The sequence below is a fragment of the Methyloceanibacter sp. genome, from assembly GCF_049590335.1.
In the GTDB taxonomy this organism is placed as follows: Bacteria; Pseudomonadota; Alphaproteobacteria; order Rhizobiales; family Methyloligellaceae; genus Methyloceanibacter.
Genome location: NZ_JBAWCQ010000001.1, coordinates 1 through 6580 on the forward strand (window position 1 = coordinate 1; position 6580 = coordinate 6580).

The 6580-nt window shown below is 63.4% G+C and carries 7 protein-coding genes; 1 reads left to right on the forward strand and 6 read right to left on the reverse strand.

The annotated features are described in order from the left end of the window. Together WBQ77_RS00005 and WBQ77_RS00010 are read right to left on the reverse strand one after the other, a co-directional pair. Positions 1–244 (reverse strand): NAD(P)/FAD-dependent oxidoreductase (locus WBQ77_RS00005; RefSeq protein WP_424058345.1); only part of this gene is annotated, 244 nt, incomplete at its 3' end. A gap of 84 nt (positions 245–328) precedes the next feature. Beyond that, positions 329–1294 carry a mitochondrial fission ELM1 family protein gene (locus WBQ77_RS00010; protein ID WP_424058347.1) on the reverse strand — a complete coding sequence of 322 codons (966 nt, stop codon included), beginning with the start codon at positions 1292–1294 and terminating at the stop codon, positions 329–331. A 177-nt stretch (positions 1295–1471) separates the two neighbouring features. Between WBQ77_RS00010 and WBQ77_RS00015 the strand changes: the two genes are divergently transcribed. Then, entirely contained in the window at positions 1472–1981 is a 510-nt protein-coding gene (locus WBQ77_RS00015) for an Lrp/AsnC family transcriptional regulator (protein WP_424042898.1), read from the forward strand. On the opposite strand, the gene WBQ77_RS00020 is transcribed toward WBQ77_RS00015, so the two are convergent. The 4 genes from WBQ77_RS00020 to WBQ77_RS00035 form a co-directional block, all read right to left on the reverse strand. Next, positions 1978–3360: a TIGR03808 family TAT-translocated repetitive protein gene (locus WBQ77_RS00020; protein ID WP_424058348.1), complete on the reverse strand. Its 1383-nt coding sequence runs from the start codon at positions 3358–3360 to the stop codon at positions 1978–1980. The two genes, WBQ77_RS00015 and WBQ77_RS00020, sit on opposite strands and share 4 nt — an antisense overlap. Next, entirely contained in the window at positions 3357–4004 is a 648-nt protein-coding gene (locus tag WBQ77_RS00025; protein WP_424042900.1) for a hypothetical protein, read from the reverse strand. The genes WBQ77_RS00020 and WBQ77_RS00025 overlap by 4 nt, the downstream gene beginning before the upstream one ends. Before the next feature lie 81 nt (positions 4005–4085). After that, on the reverse strand, positions 4086–5093 hold the full coding sequence (meaB, locus tag WBQ77_RS00030; protein ID WP_424042901.1) for a methylmalonyl Co-A mutase-associated GTPase MeaB: 1008 nt from the start codon (positions 5091–5093) through the stop codon (positions 4086–4088). A gap of 83 nt (positions 5094–5176) precedes the next feature. Further along, a partial coding sequence (locus WBQ77_RS00035) for a methylmalonyl-CoA mutase family protein (RefSeq protein WP_424058350.1) occupies positions 5177–6580 on the reverse strand: 1404 nt, incomplete at its 5' end.

The following is a 6580-nucleotide window of genomic DNA, read 5'->3' on the forward strand; positions in this document are numbered from 1 at the left end:
CCGAGGTCATCTCCGTGCCCACTTGCTCGGCCTGGGCGCGCATCTGTTCCATCAGCCACGGGCCCTGGATCACTTCGGCGAAACCCGGGTAGTTCTCCACATCGGTGGTGATGGTCATCTGGCCGCCGGGCTGGATGCCTTCAATCAGGAGCGGTTTCAGCATGGCGCGGGCCGCGTAGATGGCCGCGGTGTAGCCGGCCGGACCGGCGCCGATGATTATCACCTTTTCGTGGCGGGAACCCATTGGACGTGCCTCGTATTCATGCGTCGGATGCGAGACGTAAGCAGTTGAGCGCGCCCGTGCAACCCATCGCGTCTCACAACTCATTTATTCCGTCGATTCAATACCCAGCGCTTTGCGGATCGGGGCGGCGACGGCCTCGGTGTCATTGATCGGTGCATAGTCGAAGGGGTCGATGCGCCCTTCGAAGGGCCGGGTCGCGCCGCGTTCGCGCATCAAGGCATGGAACCTGGCGAGGCGGCTGGACCGGCCCGGCAGGGGCTGAATGTAAACGGGCTTTCCGGTGCCCGTGGCCTCGGTCACCATGTTGACCGAGTCCTCGGTGACGACAATGGCGTCCGCGAGCGACAGAAACGCGAAATAGGGGTTTTCACCGCGCCCGTCCCAGATGATGTGAGGCACGTCATTTACGGCCTCGGCCACGGCGCTCAGTGTGTCCGGGCCCGTGCGGCGCGACGGGGTGATGAGAAGCGTGCCCCTGCACTCGCGGGCGAGTTTCGCGAGCCTATCCCCAAAGCGAGCGCCCACCTCCGGCGGAAAGCTGAAGGCGCGGCTCTCGCCGCCCAGCAGCACCGCAATACGGGGGTGGGGCAGGTCGGCGATCTGCGGCGCGAAGCGCGCACCAGCCTCGTTCAGGCGGGCCGCGGTCACGCTGTGAACGGCGCCGAAGGTACTGATGACATTCGGGGCCTCGAAATCGTCATGCACCGGAGCGGCAATCAAATCGAACAGGTGGGCAGGGCCTTTCGGGTTTTGGATATGCAGTCCGTAGGCGCCGCCCACCCACTTGATGGCGAGTGCGAGCGGTACACTCCGCCGCCCGATCGAGATGACGAGACGGGGCCAGGGCGGGGCGAGCGGAGAACTCGATTCCGAGGCCGCAATGCGCCTTTCCGCCGGCACAAGATGCTGAAAGCGGATGGGAATCAGCCGCATGAGCCCGGCGGGCTTTACGCGCTTCAGGGTGTAGGGCAGGCCCACCGCCTCGGCCACGGCGATTCCTTGTGCCTCCATGCCCACCGCGCCGTCGGTGACGATCCAGGTTTCCCGCATGGGTTCCCTTAAATCCTACTTATGAGAATTTCCAGAATGGAAAATGCTCAAATTGTTTCCGATTCTGTTGTGTAGGTGGCACATATGTGTGCAAAACTTCCCCAACGATCGTCAGTGCCTTGCCATCGCGCCTTCTACCGTGATGGGCCTGCGATCGTCCAGGGAGCATGGTCCCCAATGCGTGCCACCCGACTCGATTCCACGGATTGGCTCATTTTGCGTGAGCTTCAAGCTGATGGGCGGATTACCAATATCGAATTGGCGCGAAAGGTCGGAATCTCCGCGCCGCCTTGCTTGCGCCGTGTCCGTGCGCTCGAGGAGGCGGGCGTTATCGAGGGCTTCACGGTCCTTCTGGACGATCGGGCGCTCGGCTTCGATGTGTCCGCCTTCGCCATGATCAAATTGCACAGCCAAGCCGAGGCGGATTTGAACGCGTTTGAGGAGTGGGTCGGCGACAGTCCCGTCGTCCGCGATTGTCATATGCTTTCGGGCGAGATCGATTTTCTGCTGCGCTGTATCGCGCCGGACCTGACCACCTTCCAAGACTTCATCATTCACGACCTTACGGCGGCGCCCAATGTAGAAAGCGTTAAGACCTCGCTCGTGATCCGCACCTCGAAACAGGCGCCCGGCGTGCCGACGGAGCTGGTGTCCGAACAAGAGGAGCCGGTGCGGCGAGCGGACTAGCGCACGACATTGGCGTAGACCGCGAGGTTCGGATAGGACTCCGCGCTTGCCAGAGCGAGGTCGGGGCCGATGGGTGTCGGTCCCTTCATGGCACGGATGGCCCCGTCCTGAGCCCCATCGATGAGATTGTCGGTAATCAGCGCAGTGCCTGCACCGGCGCTCGCGGCCACGCCGATCCCGATATGGCTCTTGCGGACCACGTTTCCGGTCACGGCTACATCGCGGAGATACTCGCCCCAGCCGACGATGATGCCATAGGCCGGCGCCCCTTCGACGACATTGCCGCTGACCGTGGTATCGGCCTCGACCGCAATTCCGTTTCCGCGGACCTCACCCGTCTTCCGGAAGAACAGATTCCGGACGATATTGCCTTGGACCACGGCCAGCCGGCCGCCTTCGTTGAAATTGGTCACGGAAATGCCAGTCGCCGCGGTGTCCACGATGTTGTTGGCGATGAGCGCACCTTCGAAACCGAACTCGGCGTAGAGCGCCACCTCGCCCGACCGCGCGCAGGAGTTCGCCACCATCTGACAGTTCGACGCTGCATTGCTCCTGACGGCGGAAAAAGCGCAATCGGCGATGTGGTTCTGCGTCACCAGCACGGAGCCCGCCCGGAACACGTTGACGCCATTCCCGTTTTGACCACTGCCGCCGCTCTTGGCGGCGATGCGCTCGATTCGATTGGCGCTAATGAGCGTGCCATCCTCGCCCGTTTCCGACCGCCAGACGAGGATGCCGTTATCGCCGCAATCGTGAATGTGGTTGTTGCTGATCTCAAGCGCTGATGCGTCCTCGCTGAACAGGGCCGCGCTGGCGATGTTGCCGAAGGTGCAATTCGCGAGACGCCCCGACGTTTTGCGCAAGTTCATGCCGCTGCCGCCGCTATTGAGGAAGCGGCACTCCGACACGTCGAGCCCTGTGGCTTCGGTCGCCGTCATCAGGGCACCGTCATTGCCGAGCGGAATGCCGCCGCCGTCGAGGACGAGACCGGAGAGGCGCACATTGTCCGCGCCGGACAATGTCAGCATCGGCTCGCCGCCCGCTTTTAGGATCGTGCGTCCGGGGACGCCGTGCACGTGCGTGCCCGGCTGCAACGTTAGCGTGCCGGTCTTGTAGGTGCCCGCGGGCAGGAAGAGCGGTTTGCCGGACGCGGCCGCGTCGTCGAGGGCTTTTTGGAGTGTTGCTGTCTGTGCGAATGCGCCGCCGGCGGGTATGATTCCACGGTTATCGGAAACACTCGCGCCTCTTGCCAGGGCCGCGTGCGGTGCCGCCATGGCTAGACCTGCGCCAAGTCCTGCGCCCAGACCGGCGAGCAGCGCATCACGCCGGCCGATTTGCGTGCCGACACGAGGACGAGGGTTTTTTGGGGAACTTGTCATGGGGACTCCACAATTGGCGGTGCGGTGCCGTTTACGTCCGCGCAGAACTTGCTCTGCAACTGTATCGCATGGATCGCGTCATGCAGGATCGCTTCCGCGGCCAGCAATAAGGTCTCTTTGCTGAGCACGTGCGTTTGCGGCACGTGGACGAAGAGCGCGTCGCTTCCGTTCTGTTCGGCCCAATGAAGGGAGCGGAAATAGAGATCGTTGCAGAGATAACGCCCACACGATTGTGAGGTGCGGGCCGGAATTTTCTCCTCTTGCAGCCGGGCGACGAGTGAGTCGACGGGGAGGCAGGTTTCGAGTGTCCCGTCGCAACCGGAAATCACATCGTGGCGTCCGGGATGCGCGCCGCACGCATCCGGACGGTGGTCGATCTCGTTATGGGCTCTGCACTCCAAATGGATTTCCGTTGCTTGCATCTGCACGCCGAAATGAATCATTAGGCGCGGGCGGATGGCCTGATGAAAATAGGCCGCACGGTTTGCCACCGCGTCCCACTCGGTCGGAAAAACGGCGCGATAAAGCGCGCAGTCATCGGGCGTCGCTGCGGATGCCGCCGTTTCGGCCAGCCAACCGGACGGGTTCTCGGTGACGCCGGGAATCGGGCCAAAGCCCGTTAATAGGACGCGTGGCCTTACCATGCCTCTTACCATGCCCCCTGGCTTACCTCCGCTGCGGCCAAGAGGGAAGGGGGTATCGGGCCCGCGGCTGACGGCGGGAGCCTATTCGGGGTCCGTGAGCCCCACCAGTTTGGCGAGGGCATCGGCGCCGTCGGCGGGGCTAATTGTACCTTCGCGCACCTGGTCTTCAATGTCCTGGTACCCGCGTGCGGCCTGGCGTCCGCCCTTGAAGGCCGCCAGCAGCCGCTGCTCGAAAATCTCGCGCATCCACGTGGCAGCCTGTTCGGCGCGCCGTTCGTCGAGTACACCCGCTGCTTCGAGCGCGCGCCGGCATTCCCCGATCTTTTCCCACAGCGTATCGAGGCCCGCATTGTCGCGCGCCGACATGGTGAGCACGGCGGGCTGCCAGGCCGCGTTGCCGGAGGCGAGAATGTGCAAGGCCGCGCGATACTCCGTGGCCGCCCGGTTGGCGCGTTCCACATTGTCGCTATCGGCCTTATTCACGGCGATGACGTCTGCGAGTTCCAGCAGGCCGCGCTTGATGCCTTGCAGTTCGTCCCCCGCGCCTGGAATAGCCACGACCACGAACACGTCGACCATGTTGGACACGGCGGTCTCAGACTGCCCGACGCCCACTGTCTCCACCAACACTACGTCGAAGCCGGCGGCCTCGACAATGGCGATCGTCTCGCGGGTCGTCTTTGTAACGCCGCCAAGGCTCGAACCTGCCGGAGAGGGGCGGATGAAGGCACGCGTCTCCGAGGCCAGTCGTCCCATACGCGTCTTGTCGCCCAGAATGGAGCCGCCCGTGCGGGACGAGGTAGGATCGACCGCCAGCACCGCCACCTTGTGACCGGCCTCAATTAGATTGAGCCCGAACTGATCGATGAGCGTGGATTTGCCGGCGCCGGGCACGCCGCTAATGCCGATCCGGATCGCCTTGCCCTTACTGGGCAGAAGCGTATGCAGCAGTTCGCGCGCTTTTATCTGATCCTCGGGCCGTGTGCTTTCGATCAGCGTGATCGCGCGCCCCAATGCCACCCGGTCGCCTTTGCGCACGGCGACGGCGATCTCATCGATACTTGGCTGAGGTTTGATCGTCACGGACATAGGATGCGGGGTAGGGGGAAACGGGGCGAAGTGCAAGCCTTTGAGCTCAGGGTTCAGGCGACGCCAGGCATGCGCCATAAGCTCTACTCCGCCGCTTCCTTGGAGGCCACGCCGAGCTTGCCGAGAATGTCGATAGCGGCGTTGGCGATGGGTGTGCCGGGGCCGAAAATTGCCTTTGCGCCCGCCTCGTAGAGCTCGGGATGGTCTTGGGGCGGAATCACGCCACCCACGACGATCATGATGTCACCGCGGCCCTGATCCTCCAGCGCCTGGCGCAAGGCCGGAACCAGCGTCAGGTGCCCTGCGGTCAGTGACGACACACCAAGGATGTGTACGTCGTTTTCGATGGCCTGGCGCGCCGCCTCTTCCGGCGTCTGGAACAGCGGTCCGATATCCACGTCGAAGCCGAGATCGGCGAAGGCCGAGGAGATGACTTTCTGGCCACGGTCATGACCGTCCTGACCCATCTTGGCGACGAGGATCCGCGGCCGTCTTCCGTGCGCCGCCTCGAAGGCGTCGACCATATCCGCGACGCGGGCCATGTTTCCGTCTTTCTTCATCTCGGATTTGTACACGCCAGTAATCGCCGTAATGCTGGCGCGATGCCGACCGTACACCTTCTCCAACGCATAGGAAATCTCTCCGACCGTCGCCTTCACGCGCGCCGCGGCCACAGCAACTTCGAGAAGGTTTCCTTTGCCTATCTGGGCAAACTGGGTGAGGGCGTCGAGCGCCTGGTTCACGGCGGTCTCGTCACGCTCGCCCCGGAGGCGATCCAGTTTCGCGAGCTGCTGGTCGCGCACCGAGCGGTTGTCGACTTTCAGGATGGCGATGTCCGCATCCTTGTCGGAGCGGTACTTGTTGACGCCGACAATGGTCTGCCGGCCTGAGTCGATGCGCCCTTGGGTGGCCGTCGCGGCCTGCTCGATCATGCGCTTTGGAATGCCGGCCTCGATGGCCTTGGCCATACCGCCGAACTCCTCGACCTCTTTGATGTGCTGCATCGCCCTGGCGGCGAGGTCGTGAGTCAGGCGCTCCACATAGTAGCTGCCGCTCCAAGGGTCGATGACGCGCGTGGTGCCGCTTTCTTTTTGCAGCATTAGCTGCGTGTTGCGGGCGATGCGGGCTGAAAAGTCCGTGGGCAGCGCAAGGGCCTCGTCGAGGCCGTTGGTATGGAGCGACTGAGTATGGCCTTGGGTGGCGGACATGGCCTCCACACAGGTGCGGATCACGTTGTTGTAGACGTCCTGGGCCGAGAGGCTCCAGCCGCTGGTCTGGCAATGGGTGCGCAGCGCGAGGGATTTTGGGTTCTTCGGCGCGAACTCATCGGCCATGAGACTCGCCCACAACACGCGGGCGGCGCGCATCTTTGCGATCTCCATGTAGTAGTTCATGCCGATCGCCCAGAAGAAGGACAGGCGCGGCGCGAAAGCATCCACATCCAGCCCTGAGGCAATCGCCGCGCGCACATACTCGATGCCGTCGGC

Coding starts and splice junctions, on each gene's coding strand:
- WBQ77_RS00015 (WP_424042898.1), top strand. CDS start 1,472: ATGCGTGCCACCCGACTCGATTCCACGGATTGGCTCATTTTGCGTGAG.
- meaB (WP_424042901.1), bottom strand. CDS start 5,093: ATGTCCGTGACGATCAAACCTCAGCCAAGTATCGATGAGATCGCCGTC.
- WBQ77_RS00025 (WP_424042900.1), bottom strand. CDS start 4,004: ATGGTAAGGCCACGCGTCCTATTAACGGGCTTTGGCCCGATTCCCGGC.
- WBQ77_RS00010 (WP_424058347.1), bottom strand. CDS start 1,294: ATGCGGGAAACCTGGATCGTCACCGACGGCGCGGTGGGCATGGAGGCA.
- WBQ77_RS00020 (WP_424058348.1), bottom strand. CDS start 3,360: ATGACAAGTTCCCCAAAAAACCCTCGTCCTCGTGTCGGCACGCAAATC.